Source organism: Achromobacter sp. JD-1, assembly GCF_038594925.1.
Lineage (GTDB): Bacteria > Pseudomonadota > Gammaproteobacteria > Burkholderiales > Burkholderiaceae_B > Achromobacter > Achromobacter spanius_C.
Genome location: NZ_JBCGCS010000005.1, coordinates 86548 through 107478 on the forward strand (window position 1 = coordinate 86548; position 20931 = coordinate 107478).

The following is a 20931-nucleotide window of genomic DNA, read 5'->3' on the forward strand; positions in this document are numbered from 1 at the left end:
CGTGCCTCTTGTCGTGCTATCAGGCGCGTCATTCTGCAGGTCTTCGCTGTGTCGTCGCGCGCGCAGTGCGGGTGCATTCGCACCGCACTTCGCGCCGCCTTCGGCGCAGCCGTCCGACGTGCAGGCGTCTTGCCTCGAACGCGCTCGGCCTGCGGCCCAGGCTTGTCCATCTGCGCGTTCGCCGGCGGGCTGGCTGCAAGCAGCGCAGTGCCGCCGGGCCGACGACGCCCGGAGCGGGAGCGAGAGGCAAAGGCGGAAGGCAAGACAAAAGGACGCAGCACCGGGCCGCGTCGAAAGCCAGTCTGCACATGGGGGTGGCACGGCACGGAGCGGCTTCGCCGCCGTGCCGTGTTCGGCGTGAGGGTTGCGCCAATGCAGGCATGTCCGCGTGCTTCGCACGACAGGACACGCCGTAACTTTCGAGGAGCGCAGCCATGACCGACCGCCGCGACGACGATTTCCGGGTGCGCCCCAGCGCCCCGAAGAACCGGGGCAAGGGCCAGGGACAGAGCTTCGTTTCCAAGGTACTCAAGCAGGCTGGTAAGGCCAGCGGCGGCAAGTCCTCAATGCGCCATTCCGCCGCGTCCGGCGGCCAGGGCAAGCGCGCAGGTCAGCGGCCCGGTTCGCGCCTGGGGCGCGGCCATACGGCGGGGCGTTTCGCGGGTGCGAAGCTGACGCCCATGTCGCGGCGTGTGACCATCAAGACGCTGCTGGTCAATCAACGCAACGCCAGCCCGCAATCGCTCGCCAAGCACCTGCGCTACATCGAGCGCGACGGAGCCGGCCGCGATGGTGAACCGGGCCGGGCCTACGGGGCGCAGACGGACGAAGCCGACCTGGATGCTTTCAAGGAGCGGGCCGCCGATGACCGGCACCATTTCCGCTTCATCGTCTCACCGGAAGACGGTGCCGAGCTTCAGGAGTTGCGCACCTACACTCGGCATCTGGTGAACCGGATGGAAGCCGACCTGGGGACGCGGCTGGATTGGGTGGCGGTCGATCACTGGAACACCGACAACCCGCACACCCACCTGATCGTGCGCGGGCGTGACGAGACGGGCAAAGACCTCATCATCGCCGGTGACTACATCGCCCACGGCTTCCGCCATCGCGCTTCCGAACTGGCGACGGAGTGGCTGGGGCCGCGCACCGAATTGGAGATCCAGCAGACCTTGCAGCGCGAGGTGGAGCAAGAGCGGTGGACGAGCCTCGACCGCACATTGCAGCGCGAGGTCGGCGAGGATGGCCGGGTGCGGATCGAACGCTTCAACGAACCCCGGCTGCAACGCCAGCGGCTGCTGCTGATCGGCCGCCTGCAACGCTTGCAGCGTCTGGGCCTGGCCGACGAGGCGCAGCCCGGCACCTGGGCCGTCCATGCCGATGCCGAGAAGACCTTGCGCACCCTGGGCGAGCGCGGCGACATCATCCGCACGATGCAGCGGGCCATGAACGACCAGCCGCGCGAACTGGCGGTGTTCGCGCCGGGCCAGGACGCCGATGAACGCGGCCGCACCATCGTAGGCCGCGTCGCGGCCAAGGGGCTGGCCGACGAGTTGCACGACCGCGGCTATCTGGTCATCGACGGCGTGGACGGCAAGGCCCACTACGTCGCGCTCAATGCCCGCGACGAACTGGCGAACTATCCCACCGGCGCGGTGGTGGAAGTACGCGGTTCCGCCGAGGTGCGCGCGGCCGACAAGAACATCGCCGCGCTGGTAAGCGATGGCCTGTACCGCGCTGACCACCACCTTGCCATCGAGCAAGGCCGGGCCAAGCCCGGACGCGACCCGCAGGAAGTCGTCGCGGCCCATGTTCGCCGGCTGGAAGCCCTGCGCCGGGCCGGCATCGTGGCGCGCGTGGCAGAGGGGCTATGGAAGGTGCCGGACGACCTGGCCGAGCGTGGCCGCCAGTACGACGCGCAACGGCTGGGCGGCGTGGCGGTGGAACTGAAGTCGCACCTGCCCATCGAGCGGCAGGCCCGCGTGATTGGGGCCACCTGGCTGGATCAGCAGTTGATCGGCGGCGGCAAAGGGCTGGGCGACCTGGGCTTTGGCGGCGAGGTAAAGAACACCCTGCAACAGCGCGCCGATTTCCTGGCCGAACAGGGGCTGGCCGAGCGGCAGGGACAGCGTGTGATCCTCGCGCGAAACCTGCTGGGCACGCTACGCAATCGGGAACTGACGCAGGCCGCGAAGACCGTTGCCGCCGAAACCGGCCTGGAGCATCGCCCTGGGGCGGACGGACTGCGCGTGGCCGGCATCTACCGGCGCTCTGTCATGCTCGCCAGCGGGCGCTACGCCATACTCGACGACGGCCTGGGATTCAGCCTGGTGCCGTGGAAGCCGGTAATTGAGAAGAAGCTGGGGCAGCAGATCGCTGCGACGGTGCGCAGCGGGAGTGTGTCGTGGGAGGTTGGGAAGCAACGTAGCCCCTCCGTTTGAGATTTCCTTGTGATAAGCTCTTTTCGACCTCGGCGAATAGCCACTCCCGAAACGCCATCAATCGCGGAAGGTTGGAGCATTCGGGCCGGTAAACGACGTAATAGGCCACTTCCAATGCAAAACTGATTTCGGGGAATAGCCGCACCAGGCGGCCCGCCGCCAAATCATCACGCGCCATGACGCTGCGCGCGAGTGCGATGCCGTGTCCCTCAGCTGCCGCTTGCAGCACCGCCGCCGAGTTGTTGATCCTCATGCCGCGTGCGGTAGTCACGCCGGAAGCGCCCGCCTTATCCAGCCAGACGTCCCAGGTCGGGAAGCCCGCATGTCCGTCCATCGACAGGTCATGGATCAGGGTTTCGCGAACCAGATCACGTGGCTTTCGCAGGCGCCTGTGCTGGCCCGACAGTTCGGGGGAGCACACAGGAAAAACTTCTTCATCCATGAGCTTGTCGGCCTTCAAGCCAGGCCAGCTTCCCATGCCATAGCGCACGCCAATGTCCACTTGTTGGGCCACGAAGTCCACCGACTTGTGGTTGGTATCCAGGCGTACATCGGTGTCCGGGCAGGCGGTCTGGAACCGGCCGATACGTGGCAACAGCCATTTGGCGGCAAACGCAGGGCTGACCGTTACGGTGAGTACCCTGCTGGTTGAACCCTTCTGCAGCCGTTCCATTCCCAGCGTCAATCGGTCGAAGCCGGCACGAATGTCCGGTAGTGCGTGCTCGGCCGTCTCGGTCGGAACCAATCGTGCCTTTCCGCTGTTGCTCCGCACGAACAGTGGCGTACCCAGCCAGTCCTCCAGCGTGCGCACAAGCTGACCGACGGCTGCCGGCGTCACGTTCAGTTCGGCTGCTGCTGCGGAAAAGCTCTGATGGCGGGCGCTGGCCTCAAATGCCCGCAGGGCGTTCAGATGATTAGGTGACTTCATGGCGATAAAGTTTTTCTTTCAATAAGGCGAAGTTTATCTCAGTTGTCCAGACAGGAGAATCAAGGTTCAAATACAGCTTGAACCGGTGCGATCCGAGACGTTGATGGCGGCGGATGGCCGGACGTCAGATTGAACGGCCCGCAGCCCTGCAATGAGTCGATCACCATTCCTATCGGAGAACGTCATGACGAAGAAATCCACGTTGGCCACAACGGCAACCATCGCGCTGCTCTCAAGTTTCGCGATAATGATTCTGTTACATACCTACGGTCCCGGACGTGCATTCATGATGCAGTCAGCGTTTGACACGATGCACCCGATGTCAGGCATATGGCATGGCATGGGGTGGATGATGGTGTTTGGCCCCCTTGCGATGATTCTCTTTTTTGGCGGCGTCGTGACCCTGGCCGTCCTGTTTGTGCGGTTCTTAACCGGGCGGTCCTGACGGCACGATGCTCGTAAATTCAGACTTCTCGCTCCGATCTGTCGTTACGCTCTACCCGCATCTGAGCGGCGTAGATAAGGAGTGTTCTCAATTTTGGAGGCGGTAGCCTATGACACTCACACGTCGTTCGTTTTTAACTGGAGCCGTGCTGGCGGGCGGTTCGCTGTGGGCGGCCTCATCCCTTTGGCGGCCATCCTTTGCCGCCGAGGCGAGGCAACTGCGGATTCCCGAATTGATCGATGCCCGTGATCAGGGCCAATCGATAGCGCTTACTGCACAGGTTGGTAAAACCTCCTTTTTCCCTGGGCGCGAAAGCGTGACGCTAGGGTTTAACGGGAGCTATCTTGGCCCGACACTGCGTGTTCACCGTGGCGACGAGGTCGAAGTGGCGGTGAGAAACGCTTTGGGCGAGGACACGACGGTCCATTGGCACGGCCTGCTTATTCCGGGAGAGCTTGATGGCGGCCCCCACCAAACCATCCGTCCGGGATCCACATGGCGACCGGTGCTCCCGATTCGTCAGCCTGCGGCGACGCTCTGGTACCACTCGCATATGCATGGTCGTACTGGGGAGCAAGTCTATGCCGGACTGGCAGGCCTTCTGATCGTTAGCGATGACGATGAGCGGGCGCTTGGGTTGCCGTCGGAGTACGGGGTCGATGACCTGCCCTTGATCTTGCAGGATCGGCAATTCGAGAACGGCACCCTCATATTGCCTCAAGGCATGATGTCGACCATGCACGGGCGTCGAGGCGACACCCTGATGGTCAATGGGACCGTCAATCCGGTGGCTCGTGTTCCACGCGGGCTGGTTCGCCTGCGCTTGGTGAATGGCTCCAATGCCAGAGAGTACGATCTCGCGTTCGCGGATGATCGCCCCTTTCACTGGATAGCGTCTGAAGGCGGCTTGCTCGAAAAGCCGGTCGAGCTTCGCTCCCTGCGGCTTGCACCGGGAGAACGAGCGGAAATCCTGGCTGACTTTTCGGACGGCCGTCCAGCCACGCTCGAAACCGGGCCGGATGGCAATCTTTCAATGATGATGGGAATGATGAGGGGGGCGGCAAACCTGCTTGGCGGGAATGGGCGCGAGGCGGTCATTCAGTTTGAACCCCAGGGAAAGGCTGCGCTTGATTCCAAAGTGCCGGAAAGACTGCTTGCTCATGAGCGTCCGGACGTTTCGAAGGCGGTACGGCGGCGGCGGTTTGTCATGAACATGGGCATGGGAAACATGATGCGCGGCGGAATGGGGATGCTCAGCATCAATGGCCGCGCTTTCGACATGGGGAGGGTTGACGAACAGATCCGCCTTGGCGACACAGAAATTTGGGAGGTCACCGGAGAGATGATGGCGCATCCTTTCCATATCCACGGTGTCCATTTCGAAGTTTTGAGTCGTAACGGTGCGGCTCCCGGCATTCGTGACCAGGGGCTTAGGGATACGGTTGTCGCCCAGGAGCCGGTCGAGCTTTTGGTGAAGTTCACACAGACGGCCGTGGCATCACCTTTCATGTACCACTGCCATATCCTTGAACATGAAGACAACGGGATGATGGGGCAGTTTGTTGTCAGTTGATGCCTGTGGATTTGCTTATCCCAGTATCGACGTGGTTCACACGCTTTTTTAGTCAAGATTCTGTCTATTGTCAGATGAGGGAATTTCAGATGAGCAATCAATTCAAGGGCAAGAAGCTGCTGGTCGTCGGCGGCACGAGCGGCATGGGCATGCAAACTGCCCGGATGGTGCTGGCCCAGGGCGGCAGTGCGGTGATCGTGGGCAAGCGCCCGGAGAAGACCGATGCAGCGCGCAAGGAGCTGTCGGCCCTGGGGGCCGTCGCGGCGCTGACGGCCGATCTGTCCAGCGACGAAGGACTGGCCGGGATGCTTCAGGCCATCGATGAGGAGCATGCGGACATCGACCTGCTGGTCAACGCCGCCGGCATGTTCATTCCCAAGCCTTTTCTGGAGCACTCGGGCGCTGACTACGACCAGTACATGAAGCTGAACAAGGCGTTCTTCTTCATCACGCAGAAGGTCGCCGCCAACCTGGTCGCCAAGGATCGCCCCGGCGCCATCGTCAACATCGGCTCGATGTGGGCCAAACAGGCCATCGCCGCTACCCCATCATCTGCCTACTCAATGGCCAAGGCGGGCCTGCACTCGCTAACCCAGCACCTGGCGATGGAGCTGGCACCCAAGCACATCCGCGTCAATGCCGTGTCCCCCGCCGTGGTGGAGACGCCGATCTATGAAGGCTTCATCCCGAAGGCCGAAGTGCATGGCGCGCTGCAAGGGTTCAACAGTCTCCACCCCATCGGTCGCATTGGCACTGCGCAGGACGTTGCCGAAGTTGCCACCTTCCTGCTGTCGGACAAGGCGGCCTGGGTCACCGGCGCGATCTGGGACGTCGATGGCGGTGTGATGGCCGGTCGCAACTGATGCCGAAGGCGCTGGGGCTCTGAGCGGCTTCGTGAACTGAAGATATTCATATTGAATTAATTTTGAAGGAACTCATGATGGACAAGATGACATTTGCAGTAAGTGCCAAATGCGAAGGGACGGTAACGACCGCAACCTCTAGTGAACACAAACTTGTGATCGATGCCGACGCTGAGATGGGCGGCAAGGGAATGGGGCCTAATCCAATGGAAACCGTGTTATCGGCATTGGCTGCTTGCGAAAATATCACTGCCCGCCTTATTGCCCAGGAAATGGAATTTGATCTGCAAGGTATTGATTTTGAAATTACGGCAGAACTGGATCCGCAGGGGGTTATGGGCGATTTGAATATTCGTACCTACTTTGAGAAAGTGGAAGTAAAGGCCGTCTTGCAGACGACGGAGTCTGACGATCGAATCCAGGCACTGAAGCAAGCCGTCGAACGGCGTTGCCCGGCGTATGGCATGGTCAAGGCAGCGAATGTTGAAATGATTGATCTCTGGGTTAAGGCTTGAACAAAGGAGAAATGCAAATGGTTTACTTGCAAATCACCCTCCAGGTCGCTGAAGCCAACCGTCCCGCCGCTGTGGGCGTGTACCAGAAGTACAAGGCGCCGTTCCTCGACACCATCGCCGGTGCCAAGTCCAAGGAACTGCTGGTGCGCGATGAAGACGTGCAGGTGCTGCACGGTTTCGATACCAAGGAAAACGCCGAAGCCTATCTGCAAAGCGAGCTGTTCACTGCCGATGTGGTTGGCGGTCTCAAGCCGCTGCTCGATGCTGCGCCCGACGTTCGCATCTACCAAGTCGCCTGATCGGCTGACAACACATGCCGGGCGCACGCGTTGCGCCCGGCATTCCTTTTTCAATGCGAATTCTGGATGGCTTCCCTCATGCGCCTCAACGCTGATTTCTCGCTTCGCGTCGAGGTCACCCCTGACGACTATCACTGGGTGGCTTCGCCCCAGGCAGGGGTCGAGCGAGTGATGCTCGATCGCATCGGCGCCGAGAAGGCCCGTGCCACCAGCCTGGTGCGCTATGCACCGGAGTCGTGTTTCCCGCGCCATCCGCATCCCGGTGGCGAGGAGATCCTGGTGCTGTCGGGCACGTTCTCCGAAGACGATCAGGACTACCCCGCAGGCTGGTACATGCGCAACCCGCCCGGTTCCAGCCATGCGCCGGCCAGCCGCGAAGGCGCGCTCATCTTCGTCAAGCTGTGGCAGATGCTGCCCGACGAGCAGCCCAGCGTGCGCATCGATACCAACGATCCAGCCAACTGGCAGCAGCAGAACGGTCGCGCAGTGTGCCCGCTGTTCTCGGGCGAGGCCGAACAGGTTTGCCTGCTGCGCCTGGCGGCGCACGAGAGGGTGTTCTCTGGTCAGGTGGACGGTGCCGAACTGCTGGTACTCGCAGGCAGCCTGAATGAAGCAGGCAAAACCTATCCGTCTGGAAGCTGGTTGCGTTTGCCTGCAGTCGCGGCGTCACAGCTTGGTGCTGGCGCGCAGGGCGTCACGGTCTATCTCAAAACCGGCCACCTGCTGGACGTGGTGGGAGTGTGAGCATGCAGCACGCACGCATTGCCATCGTCGGCGCGGGGTTGAGCGGCCTGTATGCCACCTGGTTGTTACAGCGCCAAGGCATCGACGATGTCGTCATTCTGGAAGCGCGTGATGTATTGGGCGGCCGTATCGCCTCCTTCGACGCTGGCACCTCATCGCTCGACCGTTTCGATCTGGGGCCGACCTGGTTCTGGCCGGACTATCAGCGCGAGCTGGATCAACTGATTCACGAACTCGGCTTGGCGCGCTTCGCGCAGCATGAGGCTGGGGATATGGTGGTCGAGCGCACGGCAGGCGCACCACCTCAGCGCATGCGTGGCTATGCCAATGTGCCGACCTCAATGCGCCTGCTGGGCGGCATGGGCGCGCTGATCGACGCCATACGCGGACAACTGCCGACTGAGCGCATCGTCACCGGGCAGAGCGTGTGCCGTCTGCGCCGCATGGCGCATGGCATCGAGCTGGACAGCGAGGATGCCAACGGCCACGCCAGCACCTGGCACGCTCAGCACGTCCTACTGGCGTTGCCGCCGCGTCTGGTCACGCAGGGCATGACGTTCTCGCCTGCCTTGCCTGAAAGGCTCGCGGCCCAATGGCAGGAGACTGCGACCTGGATGGCACCGCACGCCAAATACATCGCGGTCTACGAGCAGCCGTTCTGGCGCGAGCAAGGCCTCTCCGGCGAGGCACGCAGCATGATCGGCCCGCTGGGTGAAATCCACGATTCCTCCATGCCGGGTGGCCGGGCCGCGCTGTTCGGCTTTTTCGGTCTGCCGGTGTCGGTGCGTCAGCAGGTGCCCGAAGACGTGCTGCGCCAGCATTGCCGGGCGCAGTTCGCACGCCTGTTCGGGCCGAAGGCGGCCACGCCGATCGCCGATGCGGTCAAGGACTGGGCAGTTGATCCGTTCACCGCCGTGGCCGATGACCAGCACAGCGGCGGCCAGCACCCCCATGCGCCGGTCGCCACTGTTGCCTCCGGCCCTTGGCAAGACGTGCTGATCGGCATCGCCAGTGAGTGGTCGCCGCAGTTTCCGGGCTACGTCGCGGGTGCCATCGAGGCGGCACGCCTGGGCGTACAGGCGTTGCCTGCGCCCGAGGCGGGCTTGGCCTGTTCAACACCGACTTGAAACAAAGAGCAGACATGTACGATTTTGATGTGGTCATCGACCGGCGCCATACAAACTCCATGAAGTGGGAGCATGGTCGCCAGTTCCTCACGCCTGAGCAGCGAGCGGCTGACCCGTTGCCGATGTGGGTGGCGGACATGGACTTTCGTGTCGCGCAGCCCATTTTGGATGCGCTGCGTCAGCAGACCGAGCTGGGGGTGCTGGGCTATGGCGGTACACCGGACTCCTACCGCGAGGCGGCTGCCTCATGGCAGTCGCGGCACTTTGGTTGGCAGGCGCAGCCCGAATGGCTGGTGCAATCGCCAGGCGTCATCAGCGCGCTGAACATGGCCATCCAGGTCTTCTCCCAGCCAGGTGACCATGTGCTGGTGCAGACGCCCGTGTATTTCCACTTCCTGCATGATGTAGTCGCCAATGGTCGTCGGCTGGCCCTGGCTCCGCTGACTCTGGAAGCGGGCCGTTACCGTTTTGACCCAGCGGTGTTCGAGGCTGCCATCCAGCCGAACACCCGGCTGTTCATCCTGAGTAATCCGCACAATCCGACGGGCAATGTCTGGACGCGCGAAGAACTGCTTTCCATGGCAGAAATCTGCGCGCGCCACGGGATCTTGATCGTGTCGGACGAAGTGCATCAGGATCTGGTGTTTGGTGAGGGGCAGCGGCATGTGCCGATGGCGATGCTGGACGAGACCATCGCGCAGAACACCATTGTCTGCACCGCACCCAGCAAAACATTCAATATCGCGGGCCTGTCCTGCGCCAACATCTTCATCCCCAACCCGCGCCACCGGCAGACGTTCTGGACGCAGTGTGAGCGTAATGGCGTATTCCTGGTCAACACCATGGGCACCGCCGCCTGCGAGGCAGCTTACCGCGAGGGCGAGCCGTGGATGAACGCGATGCTGGCCTATGTGGGCGAAAACCAGCGTCACTTCGCCGCTCGCGTTGCCGAACTCGGACTGCCGATCTCTGTCACGCCGACCGATGCGCTGTATCTGGCCTGGCTGGATTTCCGCCAACTCGACATGCCTGCTGCCGCACTACACGACTTCCTGCTTCGACAAGCGCAACTGTGGCTCGATCCTGGCCACAAGTTCGGCCTTGCTGGCGAAGGTTTCATGCGCATCAATCTGGCGTGTCCACGCGCCTTGGTGGATGACGCGCTGAACCGGTTGGCAATGGCTTTGTTGCGTTGATCCGTCACCCGATTTTCCCAGGAGATCAGAAAATGCCAGCCACTTATCGCGCCATGCAGGTCACAACGCCCGGTTCCCTAGAGATGGTCGAGCGTCCCATTCCCGAACCGGGCGCAGGCGAAGTGCTGATCGCTGTCGAGGCCTGCGGCATTTGCGGCGCGGATGCGTCCGACATCGAGGGCGCAGACCCGGCGCTGCAGCCTCACCGCGTACCGGGTCATGAGGTGGTCGGTCGCATTGTCGAGCTGGGCGCAGGTGTGCCCGCCCGCTGGACGATTGGCCAGCGGGTTGGCGTAGGTCGGCTGGGCGGTCATTGCAACGAGTGTGAGCAGTGCCGTCAGGGACTGTTCCAACTGTGCCGCAATCAGCCCTTCGTCGGCGCGTCCTGCGATGGCGGCTATGCCGAACGGATGGTCGCGCGCCATACCGGGCTGGTGTCCATTCCCGACGAACTAAACGCGGAAGATGCTGCACCGATCCTGTGTGCGGGCCTGGCGACCTTCAATGCACTCAAGAAATGCGGCGCGCAAGCCGGTGACTTGATTGCCATTCTCGGCATCGGCGGCTTGGGCCACATGGCGCTGCAGTACGCCCGTTGCATGGGCTTCAAGGTCGTTGCCATCGGACGTGGGCAGGACATTGCCGAAGATGCGCTGGCGCTGGGTGCTCACATCTATATCGACACCCATCAAGAAGACGCCGCCAGCGCGCTAAAGCGCCTGGGCGGGGCGATGGCGATCATCACCATGATCAGTGATCCGGCAGCGATCACGGCGTCCCTGGCCGGGCTGGCGCCGCAAGGCCGCCTGGTGGTGCTTGGGGCAGGCAAAGATCCGCTGCCTGTGTCGGCAGGCTTCCTGGTCAGTGGCGAGCGCAGCGTGCTGGGCTCGATCACCGGCTCACCTTACGAAAACGAGAAAACGCTGAATTTCAGCGTGCTGACGGGAGCCAGACCGTTGATCGAGACCTTACCGCTGGAGCGCGCCAATGAGGCGTATCAGCGCATGCGCTCGGGCGACGTGAAGTTTCGCATGGTGCTGACGATGAACAAGCAGCGCTGACAGTCACATCCATCTCAATGGCTATCCCGGTAGCCCCAACCTTATAAGAACAGAGTTCTCCCTTGCCAAATACTGAAACGGCATCGCTGCCACAAACTCCAGCCTCCCTGTCGGAACGCGATCAGCGCGGCAACATCATTCGCCTCACTTTGGCGCAAGCGCTGGCGGGAGCGAACTCTGTGGTGGTCTATGCCACGGGGGCAATCATCGGCCACATGCTGGCCCCGAACAAGACGCTGGCAACGCTACCCATTTCCATCTTCGTGGTGGGCATGGCCGCCTGCATCCTGCCCGCAGGTGCCATTGCCCGACGCCACGGTCGGCGTGCTGCATTCCTGGCGGGTACTGTGTGCGGCGTACTGACGGGTTTGCTGGCAGCCGTCGCGGTGATGCTGGGTTCGTTCTGGCTGTTCTGCCTGGCGACCTTCTTCGGCGGTGCCTATGCCGCTGTGGTGCTGTCGTTTCGATTTGCGGCGGCGGATGGTGTCGATCCAACCAAGCGCGCCCGCGCCTTGTCCTTCGTCATGGGCGGTGGCGTACTTGCCGGTGTCGTCGGGCCGCAATTGGTGACGCATACCATGTACCTGTGGCCGGCGCATATGTTCGCTGCCACCTTTGTGGCTCAGGCCATCGTGGCTGCGCTGTCGGCCCTGGTGTTGCTGGGTGTGCGCTTGCCGATGCCCAGCGCGGCGGAAGTGGCGGGAGGCAGGCCGTTGGGCCTGATTGCGCGCCAGCCGCTGTTCATCACCGCCGTGATTTGCGGCGCGGTGTCGTACATGCTGATGAACTTCCTCATGACTGCGGCTCCGCTGGCGATGCAGATGTGTGGGCATTCGCAGGAGAGTTCCAACCTGGGCCTGCAATGGCATGTGATTGCCATGTACGCGCCGAGCTTCTTCACCGGCCACTTGATCACACGCTTTGGTGCTGGGCGTGTCGTGATCGTTGGTTTGCTGCTGACGGGCCTGTCTGCTGCGGTAGGGCTGATGGGTATTGATGTCGCCCACTTCTGGCTGACCCTGATCCTGCTCGGCGTGGGCTGGAACTTCGGCTTCATCGGCGCTTCCGCCCTGGTGCTCGAATGCCATCGGCCGGAAGAAAAAACCCGCGTGCAGTCGCTCAATGACTTCATCGTCTTCGGCACGATGGCGGTCGGCTCGTTCGCCTCGGGCGGGCTGCTGGCTGCCTATGACTGGAACACGGTGCTATGGGTGTCGTTCGTGCCGCTGGTGCTGGCCATGGTGGCGTTAGCGCTGGCTCGTCCTACGAAGCCATCTGTGGATAAGGTGAGCAACCCATAACGGAGAAATGGATCGAGGCTAACGGTCGTTGGCCTCGCCCAGCACTCAGGAGGACGTGGCCACGTTATCCTGTAACGCAAGACCGGCTGCACGCCACTCCGGCACTCCGCCAGCCAGTGGCATGGCCTGTACCCCGTGGGCCTGCAGGATGGAGACGGCCTGCATCGACAGCACGCAGTACGGCCCACGACAGTAAGCCACGACTTCCACACCCCGTGACAACTCGCCGATTCGATCAGCCAGTTGCTCCAGCGGGATGTTGATCGCGCCGGGCAGATGCCCCTGAGCAAATTCGTCGTCACCGCGAATGTCCAGCAACACCACGGCGCCTTCCTCCAGACGGTCAAGCAGGCCGTCAATCGAGACAGACTCCATCTCTTGGGGGCGTTGGCGACTATCTGTGATGGCCTGGCGGATGCGGGTGTGTTGGAACTCCACATAGTCATGCAGGGCAGCGACTACGGTAGCCAGCGGCCCTGGCCCTAGGCGATAGAGCATGCGTTTTCCGTCACGCCGCGCCTGTACGCAGCCTGCACGCTTGAGGTGTTGCAGATGCTGCGAAGCGTTCGCCACAGATATCCCGGTCAATTCGGCCAAGGTCTCGACCGACCTTTCTCCACGCACGATCTGCTCCAGCAACGCTAAGCGATGCGGATGCCCCAAGGTCTTGGCGACCTCGGCCAATGGGTCAAGGCGACTGGTGGCGTCGATAGGGAAATTAGGGTTCATTGACAGCAACATAACATCAATCTATCATTCAAGCAAAGAATTGAATGATAGATTGACACAGATCTACTTCGCCCCAAGCCCATTACATCAGCAACTTCGGAGTCTATGAACTATGAGCACTGCACTGTCACCCGCCGTCTGGGATTCGCTGTGGGTCTGCTTCGTCATCGCGTTGGCGGCCAGTAGCATTTCGATTTCGATCACTCAAGGCGAACTCTTTGCCCCCCTTCGCACCTGGGCACAAAAGATCGGCCACATGACGGGCTATCTGTTCCAGTGCTTCTTCTGCATCAGCCATTGGGTGGTGTTTCTGGGCATTGCCATCTATCGACCGGAAATTACCCACAGCGGTTTCGCGTTGGTGGATTGGGTGGTTGCGGCGTTCTTCAGCCTGACGATCTCTACGTTGGTCAGCGGATTGCTGTTCAAGGTGCTGTTGACCGGCATGGCCAAAAAGGTGCGCGACAAAGAACTCAAAGAGATGTTCGCGCCCAAGTGATCGACTTTCCTTCTCCCAAGGATTCGACCTTCATGTTTTCAGAATACGTTCGTGATGATTCGGCAGGTCTACAGCTCGCCAGTTTCCAATTGCACTGGCGCATCCCTTGTCCCACATCGCCTGTCGCGGCATTCGGATACCGTATCGGAATAGTCACCGACCAGGCATCCAGAACCACGGCCAACTTTTCTCTCCCAACTCTGGAGTCTTCTTCCATGCTTCAAGAACTGAACAACGACAACTTCGACACTGCCTTGGAACAAGCACCTGGCTTGTACGCGGTGCGCTTCTGGGCCGAATGGTGTTCCCCGTGCCGGACGATGTCCCCCATCTTCAAGGATGTTGCCCAAGACATGCAGGGCACCGTGCTGTTTGGTGAAGTCGATCTTGACCAGGCGCCGGAGCTGGCAGGCCGCTATGGTGTGCAAAGCATCCCGACCGTACTGCTTTTCAAGGATGGGAAGGTGATTGACCGCCTGACCGGCGCGGCACCCAAACCCAACGTCGCACGCTTCATCAACAACCATCTGAGCTGACCATGGCAACACATCGTCAACTCATCATTCTCGGCTCTGGCCCTGCAGGTTGGACTGCCGCTGTATATGCTGCCCGCGCAAATCTCAAGCCAGCCGTCATCACCGGCCTGCAGCAAGGCGGGCAATTGATGACGACCACAGAGGTGGACAACTGGCCAGGGGATGCCCACGGTCTGATGGGGCCGGATCTTATGGCGCGCATGCAGGAACACGCCGAGCGTTTTGAGACCGAAGTCATCTTTGATCACATCCACACGGCGGATCTGTCGCAGCGCCCCTTCCGCCTGACGGGCGACAGCGATAGCTATACCTGCGATGCGCTGATTATCGCGACGGGTGCCACCGCCAAATATCTGGGTATCGAATCGGAGGAGCATTACAAGGGGCGCGGCGTGTCAGCTTGCGCCACCTGCGATGGCTTCTTCTACAGGAATCAGGATGTCGTGGTGGTTGGCGGTGGCAACACCGCCGTCGAAGAAGCCCTTTACCTGTCCAACATTGCACGCAAGGTCTACCTGGTTCACCGGCGCGACACCCTGCGCGCAGAGAAGATCCTGCAGGACAAGCTGCGCGCCAAGGTCGAAGCCGGAAAGATCGAAACCGTCTGGCACCATCAGGTGGATGAGGTGCTGGGCAACGAGTCGGGTGTAACGGGAGTGCGCGTGAAATCGCTGCTCGACGGAGCGCTTCGTGAGATAGAGGCGCATGGCTTCTTCGTCGCTATTGGCCACCAGCCGAACACCAGCTTGTTCGACGGGCAGTTGGCGATGAACAACGGCTATCTGGAGATCCATTCTGGCCTGGGCGGCAACGCAACGCAGACCTCAGTGGCTGGCGTGTTCGCCGCAGGCGATGTGGCTGACCAGCACTACCGCCAAGCCATCACCTCGGCAGGCTTCGGTTGCATGGCTGCGCTGGATGCAGAGCGCTACTTGGATGTTTCAGGAGCTTGACGTTGATGAAATAACCAATGGCTGGGCGAGTTCCATAGCTTAGCCATCGAGGGATAGAGGGGCATGTATGGAATTCCGTCACCTGCGATGTTTTCTCGCCGTTGCTGAAGAACTGCATTTCGCCAAAGCTGCAGAACGGCTGCATATTGAGCAGTCCCCGCTATCCCGCACCATCAAGGAACTCGAAGAGGACTTGGGCGAACAGTTGTTCGTCCGTACCAGTCGCAGTACCCGACTGACCAGGGCCGGAAAGTTATTCTTGGAGCATGTCCCGCGAATCTTCACCGCCGTACAGCAGGCCCGGGACAGCGTAAAGGCTGCTGCAAGTGGCTTCGATGGGCAATTGCGTATAGCGCTATCCGATGGCATTACACCTTCGCGCTTACCGACGTTGTTGGCCTTGTGTCGCCAGGAAGAGCCAGAAGTCGATATTCGATTGTTTGAAGTGCCACTGTCACAACAGATCAAGGGGTTGCACGAAGACCTCTATGACGTGGGATTCTCACTGTCTGAAGAAGTGGGAGACGGCATCGTCAGCAGTCCTGTCTGGCAGGATGTATTCATGGTCGCGGTGCCTGCCCGGCACCCACTGCTCAAATACAAAAGAATCCCCTTGGAAGAGGCGCTGCGCTATCCCTTGGTGTTGTGTGATCCGCAGGTGTGTGAGGGGCATGCGCGCCAGGTTGAACGCCTGCTGCGTCGATCAGATACGGAGCCGCTGATTGCCGAGCGCGTGGCCTCTTGTGACCTCATGATGGCACTGGTATCGGCTGGATTCGCCCTGGGTTTAGCCAGCGCGCCGTACATCACGGCCAGCCGTGAGCCCGGTGTGATCGCTAGATCGCTGGCAGGACGATCAGCAAAGCTAACGACCTATCTGCTGCATCGAGAAAGCGAATCATCCGCCGTTTTGATGCGTTTCTTGGAACGTGTGAAAGCACTCCGGTCGAAAAGCGAAATGATGTCTCCCCATTGTGAGGGTGGCACCTTGGAGGATAGTGATCAATGAACTTGAAACTGCTTACCCCGTTCCTGTTGGTTACTACGCTGGCAGCCTGCGGCCCGTCCGAGCCGCCGAAGCAGGAAATCAATGTGCCGACCGTGGACGAACTGGCCGCCGATCCCGAGCGTTTGAAGGAACTGCGCCACCAGTGCAAGACCGAACGTCCGGCAATGGGCGACGTGCTGTGTAACCGGGTGGCCGAAGCGACGAACAAGCGCTTCTTCGGCGACGGCAAGGTGCCTTACACGCCATCGGAAACACCCCCGAAGTTCTGACCGTTGGCGGCTTGCCGCATATCCTGATTTACTTTCTCGACACGCCGCAGTGCGCCCACGCCTGCGGCGTTTTTATTGGCTTCGTCCCTGCATGGAGCGATGTTTTCTGCATCACCTTGCTGCCGATAACGGTCTTTGACCGGCACTGAACCGGCACCGATCCTGACGCCTGCGGCACGCCTTTGTGCCGCGTTTTCCACGGGGAATCAGCGCAGGAGAAATCGGAGGCCAAGGTATGCAGGCTCAGGGTGTGTTGTTCGGGCAGATCGCCGCCGTGTTCGGCATCGTGATCGCCGGTGTGTGGGGTGCCACGCAATGGACAGCCGCCGCCTTGGGTTACCAGCTACGCCTGGGCTCGCCCTGGTTCGACTTCCACGGCACGCCGGTCTATTACCCGTGGAAGCTGTTCGAGTGGTGGTTCTTCTTCGACGCCTACGCGCCGCAGGTGTTCGACACCGGCGGCATGATCGCGGCAAGCAGCGGCCTGCTGGCTGTGGCGGTCGCCATCGCCATGTCGGTGTGGCGCTCGCGCCAGGCGCGCAAGGTGACGACCTATGGCTCGGCCCGCTGGGCTGATGCTGCCGACATTCGCAAAGCCGGGCTGACGCAGCCTGCTGGCGTCTTTCTCGGTCAGCATGAAGGCCACTATCTGCGGCACGAAGGGCCGGAGCATGTCCTGACCTTTGCGCCGACGCGATCGGGCAAAGGCGTGGGCCTGGTGGTGCCGACGCTGCTGTCCTGGCCCGCGTCCGCCGTCATCCACGACATCAAGGGCGAGAACTGGCAGATCACCGCTGGCTGGCGTTCGCGCTTCTCGCATTGCTTGCTGTTCAACCCGACCGATGCCAGTTCGGCGGCCTACAACCCGCTGCTGGAAGTGCGGCGCGGCGCGCATGAAGTGCGCGACGTGCAGAACATTGCCGACATTCTGGTTGATCCCGAAGGTGCGCTGGAGAAACGCAATCACTGGGAGAAGACCAGTCACGCGCTACTGGTCGGAGCGATCCTGCATGTGCTGTACGCGGGGGAAGACAAGACGCTGCGTGGCGTCGCCAACTTCCTGTCCGATCCGGCCAGCCCGTTCGAGCTGACCTTGCACCGGATGATGACGACCAAGCACCTGGGCGATGCCCAGCATCCCGTCGTTGCATCCGCTGCCCGCGAAGTGCTCAACAAGTCGGACAACGAGCGGTCTGGCGTGCTCTCCACCGCCATGTCGTTCCTCGGTCTGTACCGTGATCCGACCGTGGCCGAAGTCACTTCGCGCTGCGACTGGCGCATCGCTGACCTGATCGCAGCCGAGCATCCCGTCTCGCTGTACCTGGTGGTGCCGCCGTCGGACATCTCGCGCACCAAGCCGCTGATCCGGCTGATCCTCAACCAGATCGGGCGACGGCTCACCGAATCGCTCGATGGCTCCGACGGCATCGAGCGCCGCCACAAACTGCTATTGATGCTTGACGAGTTCCCGGCGCTGGGCCGCCTTGACTTCTTCGAGACGGCGCTGGCCTTCATGGCGGGCTATGGCATCCGCAGCTTCCTGATCGCACAGTCGCTCAACCAGATCGACAAGGCGTATGGCCAGAACCATTCGATTCTGGACAACTGCCATGTGCGCGTGACCTTCGCCACCAACGACGAACGCACGGCCAAACGCATTTCTGAAACCTTGGGCACGGCCACTGAGTTGCGCGCGCAGCGCAACTACGCAGGCCACCGGCTCGCACCCTGGCTGGGGCACCTGATGGTGTCGCGGCAGGAAACGGCGCGGCCACTGCTGACGCCGGGCGAAGTGATGCAACTGCCGACCGATGAAGCGGTGGTGATGGTGTCCAGCGTCGCACCGATCAAGGCGAAGAAGCTGCGCTATTTCGCCGACGCCAATTTCAAGCAACGGGTATTGCCGCCGCCTGCGGTGACGGCTGGCCGCTATGCCGATGTGCCGCCTGCACGACCTGACGACTGGAGCTGCCTGGCAATACCTGCAGTTCCTGCGGCGCCAGCCACTGCATCCAGCGATGACCTGGAGACCTTGGGATCGACCGACGACGGCGGCCCACGCCGCCAGCCCGAACTGTCCGAAGCCATCGCCTACGCCCCCGAGATGGATGCCCCGACCAGCGACCTGTCGCTGCTCGATGACGACGACATGCCCCCGGTGCTTCCCGGCCAGCTCGACCACGCCCTGCAACGCACGGCGCGGCTGGCTTCTCTCGACCCCAACGACGGAATCGACCTATGAGCCAATACCGATTGAACCTGTTCATCCAGCACGAACACGCCAAGCGTTTGGACGAGCTGGCCGCCAAGAAAGGCGTTTCCAAGTCCAGCATCGTCGCCGCTGCTTTGGCGTCCTGGCTATCGCCTGATGCCGGCGACCAGCGCGAGGCCGCCATCGCCAAGCGTCTGGATCGCCTGTCGCGGCAAGCCGAGCGCCTGGAGCGTGACCAGAACATCCAGATCGAAACGCTGGCGCTGTTCGTCCGCTACTACCTGACTGTCAGCACGCCGGTGCCGGAGGCCCATCAGGATGCAGCCCGCGCCCAGGGCAAGGCGCGTTTCGAGCAGTTCGTCGAACAGTTGGGCCGTCACCTGCTGCGCGGCCGCAGCCTGGTGCGCGACGTGGTGGAAGAACTGCACCCGGACACCGCACGGATGGATGAGGTGGCGGCGATGGCTGCCGCCCATGAGCGCACTGTGGAGCGTGCGCCATGAGTGCCGCTCCTCAAATCCCACCCGAGCCGCGTTCATCCGCTACAGCGTCCCAGGATCGCCGCATTCAGATGCTGCGCACGGCGATGGGGCCGGTGATAGCTGCTGCGCTGGAAGACCCGGACGTGGTGGAAGTGATGCTCAACCCCGATCGCACCCTGTGGGTGGATCGGCTGTCCTCTGGCCGTACGCCGCTTGGAGTCGAACTGCCCGAGGCCGATGGCGAACGCATCATCCGTCTGGTCGCCGCCCATGTCGGTGCGGAGGTGCATCGCGGCCAACCACTCTTGACCGCCGAACTGCCGGAAACCGGCGAACGTTTCGAGGGCATCCTACCGCCCGCCGCACCCGGCCCGGCCTTTGCGCTGCGCAAGCGTGCCGTGAGCATCATCGGCCTGGATCGCTATGTGGCCGACGGCATCCTGACCGCTGGGCAGGCCGACTTTCTGCGTCATGCCGTGCGCGAACGGCACAACATCCTGATCGCTGGTGGCACTAGCACTGGCAAGACCACACTGGCCAATGCCTTGCTGGCCGAGATCGCCGCGACCGGCGACCGCGTGCTGGTACTCGAAGACACCATCGAGCTGCAATGCGCGGCCCGTGACCATGTGCCGCTACGCACCCGTGCGGGCGTCGTGTCGATGCAGGAGCTGGTGCGCGCCACGATGCGGCTGCGCCCGGATCGCGTGATCGTCGGCGAAGTGCGCGGCGGCGAAGCCCTGGACTTGGTGAAGGTGTGGGGTACCGGCCATCCCGACGGCATCGCCACCATCCATGCCGGCTCCGCCTTGGGGGCACTGCTGCGCCTGGAACAACTGATCCTCGAAGTGGCGGTGAATCCGCCGCGTGCGCTGATCGCCGAGGCGGTCAATGTCGTCATCCACATCGCAGGCCGTGGCCGCAAGCGCCACGTCGAAACCATTTCCCGCGTCGTCGGTTTCGACGGCGCGGGCTACCGCCTGGCGGATGCGCTGGAAGCGCCGCTTCCCGAGCTGCCGCCGGTTCCTCTTGCAGCCGCTGCCGCTGCGCCTTCCTCAATCCCTGAACAACCTGGAGAACTGCCATGACGCACGTTGATGCTTTCCGTCTTTCTGTAAATCCGCTTTCCCCGCTGACCATGCTGGCGCGTTTGCATCGCCTAGCCCGACCCGCAGGACAAGGGTTGCTGCTCGCGGTGTTGATGCTGTTGCTGGCGGGCACGGCGCAGGCCGCCGGTTCCTCGATGCCGTGGGAAGGCCCGCTGCAATCCATTCTCGAATCCATCCAGGGGCCGGTGGCCCGCATCGTCGCGGTCATCATCATTATTGCGACGGGCCTGGCGCTGGCCTTCGGCGATACCAGTGGCGGTTTCCGCAAGCTGATCCAGATCGTCTTCGGCCTGTCCATCGCCTTCGCGGCCTCCAGCTTCTTCCTGTCGTTCTTCAGCTTCTCCGGCGGGGCCGTCGTATGAGCACGGCCACCGATCTTCCGGGCTTTGAAGTGCCGCTGCATCGCTCGCTGACCGAGCCGATCCTGCTGGGCGGTGCGCCGCGCACCGTGGCGATTGCCAACGGCACGCTGGCTGCCGCCGTCGGGCTGGGCCTGCAACTGTGGATTCCCGGCGTGGTGCTGTGGATCACCGGCCACTCGCTGGCGGTCTGGGGTGCGCGCGTCGATCCGCAGTTCATGCAGGTCTTCGCCCGGCACATCAAGCACAAGCCGCTGCTGGACGCATAGGGAGAAGCCGAC

Annotated in this window: 23 protein-coding genes; 21 read left to right on the forward strand and 2 right to left on the reverse strand. The window is 62.1% G+C overall.

All coding sequences use genetic code 11. The annotated features are described in order from the left end of the window. Positions 1-434 precede the first annotated feature (434 nt). Positions 435-2441 carry a relaxase/mobilization nuclease domain-containing protein gene (locus WBR68_RS10090; RefSeq protein ID WP_034395056.1) on the forward strand — a complete coding sequence of 669 codons (2007 nt, stop codon included), beginning with the start codon at positions 435-437 and terminating at the stop codon, positions 2439-2441. Here WBR68_RS10090 and gcvA read toward each other — a convergent pair. Beyond that, positions 2323-3369, reverse strand: coding sequence for a transcriptional regulator GcvA (gcvA, locus tag WBR68_RS10095; protein ID WP_230694100.1), 1047 nt, complete (start codon positions 3367-3369; stop codon positions 2323-2325). The two genes, WBR68_RS10090 and gcvA, sit on opposite strands and share 119 nt — an antisense overlap. Positions 3370-3553: 184 nt before the next feature. Here gcvA and WBR68_RS10100 point away from each other — a divergent pair, with 184 nt between their 5' ends. The 10 genes from WBR68_RS10100 to WBR68_RS10145 all read left to right on the forward strand — a co-directional run bounded on the left by WBR68_RS10100 (position 3554) and on the right by WBR68_RS10145 (position 12493). Beyond that, entirely contained in the window at positions 3554-3814 is a 261-nt protein-coding gene (locus WBR68_RS10100; RefSeq protein ID WP_034395053.1) for a hypothetical protein, read from the forward strand. Between the two features lie 109 nt (positions 3815-3923). Continuing rightward, positions 3924-5387 (forward strand): multicopper oxidase family protein, encoded by a 1464-nt coding sequence (locus tag WBR68_RS10105; protein ID WP_034395049.1) that lies wholly within the window; start codon positions 3924-3926, stop codon positions 5385-5387. 89 nt (positions 5388-5476) lie between these two features. Continuing rightward, the gene (locus tag WBR68_RS10110; RefSeq protein ID WP_034395046.1) at positions 5477-6250 is read left to right on the forward strand and encodes an SDR family NAD(P)-dependent oxidoreductase; all 774 of its coding nucleotides are present in this window, start codon (positions 5477-5479) and stop codon (positions 6248-6250) included. A 74-nt stretch (positions 6251-6324) separates the two neighbouring features. Next, a complete protein-coding gene (locus WBR68_RS10115; protein WP_207383480.1) occupies positions 6325-6765 on the forward strand; it encodes an OsmC family protein in 441 nt (146 codons plus the stop codon). 17 nt (positions 6766-6782) lie between these two features. Beyond that, complete coding sequence (locus tag WBR68_RS10120; RefSeq protein ID WP_034395072.1) at positions 6783-7064, forward strand: hypothetical protein; 282 nt, start codon at positions 6783-6785, stop codon at positions 7062-7064. A gap of 78 nt (positions 7065-7142) precedes the next feature. Then, positions 7143-7808: a cupin domain-containing protein gene (locus WBR68_RS10125; protein ID WP_034395070.1), complete on the forward strand. Its 666-nt coding sequence runs from the start codon at positions 7143-7145 to the stop codon at positions 7806-7808. A 2-nt stretch (positions 7809-7810) separates the two neighbouring features. Then, on the forward strand, positions 7811-8935 hold the full coding sequence (locus WBR68_RS10130) for a flavin monoamine oxidase family protein (RefSeq protein ID WP_153855200.1): 1125 nt from the start codon (positions 7811-7813) through the stop codon (positions 8933-8935). A gap of 14 nt (positions 8936-8949) precedes the next feature. Then, positions 8950-10131 carry a MalY/PatB family protein gene (locus WBR68_RS10135; protein WP_034395043.1) on the forward strand — a complete coding sequence of 394 codons (1182 nt, stop codon included), beginning with the start codon at positions 8950-8952 and terminating at the stop codon, positions 10129-10131. 32 nt (positions 10132-10163) lie between these two features. Beyond that, positions 10164-11192: an alcohol dehydrogenase gene (locus tag WBR68_RS10140; RefSeq protein ID WP_034395040.1), complete on the forward strand. Its 1029-nt coding sequence runs from the start codon at positions 10164-10166 to the stop codon at positions 11190-11192. Positions 11193-11254: 62 nt separating this feature from the next. Next, positions 11255-12493 (forward strand): MFS transporter, encoded by a 1239-nt coding sequence (locus WBR68_RS10145; protein ID WP_052052837.1) that lies wholly within the window; start codon positions 11255-11257, stop codon positions 12491-12493. A 45-nt stretch (positions 12494-12538) separates the two neighbouring features. Here WBR68_RS10145 and WBR68_RS10150 read toward each other — a convergent pair whose 3' ends face one another. Next, positions 12539-13234 carry an ArsR/SmtB family transcription factor gene (locus WBR68_RS10150; protein WP_342490498.1) on the reverse strand — a complete coding sequence of 232 codons (696 nt, stop codon included), beginning with the start codon at positions 13232-13234 and terminating at the stop codon, positions 12539-12541. Positions 13235-13334: 100 nt separating this feature from the next. Here WBR68_RS10150 and WBR68_RS10155 point away from each other — a divergent pair, with 100 nt between their 5' ends. The 10 genes from WBR68_RS10155 to WBR68_RS10200 all read left to right on the forward strand — a co-directional run bounded on the left by WBR68_RS10155 (position 13335) and on the right by WBR68_RS10200 (position 20919). Beyond that, entirely contained in the window at positions 13335-13721 is a 387-nt protein-coding gene (locus tag WBR68_RS10155; protein ID WP_034395037.1) for a DUF1360 domain-containing protein, read from the forward strand. Beyond that, on the forward strand, positions 13718-14257 hold the full coding sequence (gene trxA / locus WBR68_RS10160; protein WP_230694101.1) for a thioredoxin: 540 nt from the start codon (positions 13718-13720) through the stop codon (positions 14255-14257). The genes WBR68_RS10155 and trxA overlap by 4 nt, the downstream gene beginning before the upstream one ends. Before the next feature lie 2 nt (positions 14258-14259). Then, positions 14260-15210 carry a thioredoxin-disulfide reductase gene (gene trxB, locus WBR68_RS10165; protein WP_034395031.1) on the forward strand — a complete coding sequence of 317 codons (951 nt, stop codon included), beginning with the start codon at positions 14260-14262 and terminating at the stop codon, positions 15208-15210. Positions 15211-15277: 67 nt separating this feature from the next. Continuing rightward, the gene (locus WBR68_RS10170; protein ID WP_034395028.1) at positions 15278-16219 is read left to right on the forward strand and encodes a LysR family transcriptional regulator; all 942 of its coding nucleotides are present in this window, start codon (positions 15278-15280) and stop codon (positions 16217-16219) included. A 2-nt stretch (positions 16220-16221) separates the two neighbouring features. Further along, positions 16222-16488 carry an EexN family lipoprotein gene (locus WBR68_RS10175; RefSeq protein ID WP_194936615.1) on the forward strand — a complete coding sequence of 89 codons (267 nt, stop codon included), beginning with the start codon at positions 16222-16224 and terminating at the stop codon, positions 16486-16488. 235 nt (positions 16489-16723) lie between these two features. Further along, entirely contained in the window at positions 16724-18730 is a 2007-nt protein-coding gene (locus WBR68_RS10180; RefSeq protein WP_034395023.1) for a conjugal transfer protein TraG, read from the forward strand. After that, on the forward strand, positions 18727-19203 hold the full coding sequence (locus WBR68_RS10185) for a ribbon-helix-helix protein, CopG family (RefSeq protein WP_034395019.1): 477 nt from the start codon (positions 18727-18729) through the stop codon (positions 19201-19203). Before WBR68_RS10180 ends, WBR68_RS10185 begins: the two co-directional genes overlap by 4 nt. After that, a complete protein-coding gene (gene trbB, locus WBR68_RS10190; RefSeq protein ID WP_230694102.1) occupies positions 19200-20270 on the forward strand; it encodes a P-type conjugative transfer ATPase TrbB in 1071 nt (356 codons plus the stop codon). The genes WBR68_RS10185 and trbB overlap by 4 nt, the downstream gene beginning before the upstream one ends. Continuing rightward, positions 20267-20653, forward strand: coding sequence for a TrbC/VirB2 family protein (locus tag WBR68_RS10195; protein WP_034395013.1), 387 nt, complete (start codon positions 20267-20269; stop codon positions 20651-20653). Before trbB ends, WBR68_RS10195 begins: the two co-directional genes overlap by 4 nt. After that, complete coding sequence (locus WBR68_RS10200; RefSeq protein WP_034395010.1) at positions 20650-20919, forward strand: VirB3 family type IV secretion system protein; 270 nt, start codon at positions 20650-20652, stop codon at positions 20917-20919. Before WBR68_RS10195 ends, WBR68_RS10200 begins: the two co-directional genes overlap by 4 nt. The last annotated feature ends 12 nt before the right edge of the window (positions 20920-20931 follow it).

Bases quoted from the DNA above. Each gene is read 5' to 3' on its own strand.
- WBR68_RS10090 (WP_034395056.1), top strand. From the start codon at position 435: ATGACCGACCGCCGCGACGACGATTTCCGGGTGCGCCCCAGCGCCCCG.
- gcvA (WP_230694100.1), bottom strand. From the start codon at position 3,369: ATGAAGTCACCTAATCATCTGAACGCCCTGCGGGCATTTGAGGCCAGC.
- WBR68_RS10100 (WP_034395053.1), top strand. From the start codon at position 3,554: ATGACGAAGAAATCCACGTTGGCCACAACGGCAACCATCGCGCTGCTC.
- WBR68_RS10105 (WP_034395049.1), top strand. From the start codon at position 3,924: ATGACACTCACACGTCGTTCGTTTTTAACTGGAGCCGTGCTGGCGGGC.
- WBR68_RS10110 (WP_034395046.1), top strand. From the start codon at position 5,477: ATGAGCAATCAATTCAAGGGCAAGAAGCTGCTGGTCGTCGGCGGCACG.
- WBR68_RS10115 (WP_207383480.1), top strand. From the start codon at position 6,325: ATGATGGACAAGATGACATTTGCAGTAAGTGCCAAATGCGAAGGGACG.
- WBR68_RS10120 (WP_034395072.1), top strand. From the start codon at position 6,783: ATGGTTTACTTGCAAATCACCCTCCAGGTCGCTGAAGCCAACCGTCCC.
- WBR68_RS10125 (WP_034395070.1), top strand. From the start codon at position 7,143: ATGCGCCTCAACGCTGATTTCTCGCTTCGCGTCGAGGTCACCCCTGAC.
- WBR68_RS10130 (WP_153855200.1), top strand. From the start codon at position 7,811: ATGCAGCACGCACGCATTGCCATCGTCGGCGCGGGGTTGAGCGGCCTG.
- WBR68_RS10135 (WP_034395043.1), top strand. From the start codon at position 8,950: ATGTACGATTTTGATGTGGTCATCGACCGGCGCCATACAAACTCCATG.
- WBR68_RS10140 (WP_034395040.1), top strand. From the start codon at position 10,164: ATGCCAGCCACTTATCGCGCCATGCAGGTCACAACGCCCGGTTCCCTA.
- WBR68_RS10150 (WP_342490498.1), bottom strand. From the start codon at position 13,234: ATGTTGCTGTCAATGAACCCTAATTTCCCTATCGACGCCACCAGTCGC.
- WBR68_RS10155 (WP_034395037.1), top strand. From the start codon at position 13,335: ATGAGCACTGCACTGTCACCCGCCGTCTGGGATTCGCTGTGGGTCTGC.
- trxB (WP_034395031.1), top strand. From the start codon at position 14,260: ATGGCAACACATCGTCAACTCATCATTCTCGGCTCTGGCCCTGCAGGT.
- WBR68_RS10170 (WP_034395028.1), top strand. From the start codon at position 15,278: ATGGAATTCCGTCACCTGCGATGTTTTCTCGCCGTTGCTGAAGAACTG.
- WBR68_RS10180 (WP_034395023.1), top strand. From the start codon at position 16,724: ATGCAGGCTCAGGGTGTGTTGTTCGGGCAGATCGCCGCCGTGTTCGGC.
- WBR68_RS10185 (WP_034395019.1), top strand. From the start codon at position 18,727: ATGAGCCAATACCGATTGAACCTGTTCATCCAGCACGAACACGCCAAG.
- trbB (WP_230694102.1), top strand. From the start codon at position 19,200: ATGAGTGCCGCTCCTCAAATCCCACCCGAGCCGCGTTCATCCGCTACA.
- WBR68_RS10195 (WP_034395013.1), top strand. From the start codon at position 20,267: ATGACGCACGTTGATGCTTTCCGTCTTTCTGTAAATCCGCTTTCCCCG.
- WBR68_RS10200 (WP_034395010.1), top strand. From the start codon at position 20,650: ATGAGCACGGCCACCGATCTTCCGGGCTTTGAAGTGCCGCTGCATCGC.